General features: G+C 43.4%; 1 protein-coding gene. It reads right to left on the bottom strand.

Translation table 11 applies throughout. The features are described 5' to 3' along the window. Positions 1-341: hypothetical protein (locus tag H3V04_RS09005; RefSeq protein WP_198188259.1), on the bottom strand; the 341-nt coding region annotated here is incomplete at both ends.

Below are 341 nucleotides of genomic sequence, written 5' to 3'. Positions count from 1 at the left end.
AATGATGCCACTTTGCAGTAAACGGGTAATGAACGTACCTGTACCTGTGAATGGGTCAAGACTGTGGACATTCTCATCAGCCATGCTCTTGCCGAATTCGGTCTTCAATACATGCTCAACACTGTGAATGATGAAATCCACCACTTCAACAGGCGTATAGACGATGCCCAAACGTTCAGTCATACGAGGGAAGGCATTGCGGAAGAATTTATCGTACAACTCAACCACACTCTTTTGTTTGCCTTCAGCACTGTTAATGCCTTCAGCTCGCATTTTTACCGAATCATAGAATGATTGCAGTGTGTCACGTTCTTTCTCAAGATGTTGCTCTTGTAAGATAT

Origin of the sequence: Bifidobacterium sp. M0353 (assembly GCF_016100645.1) — a bacterium.
Classification (GTDB): Bacteria; Actinomycetota; Actinomycetes; order Actinomycetales; family Bifidobacteriaceae; genus Bombiscardovia; species Bombiscardovia choladohabitans.
The sequence above is the reverse complement of the archived record's forward strand: the minus strand, read 5'-3'. Positions and strand labels throughout refer to the sequence as shown.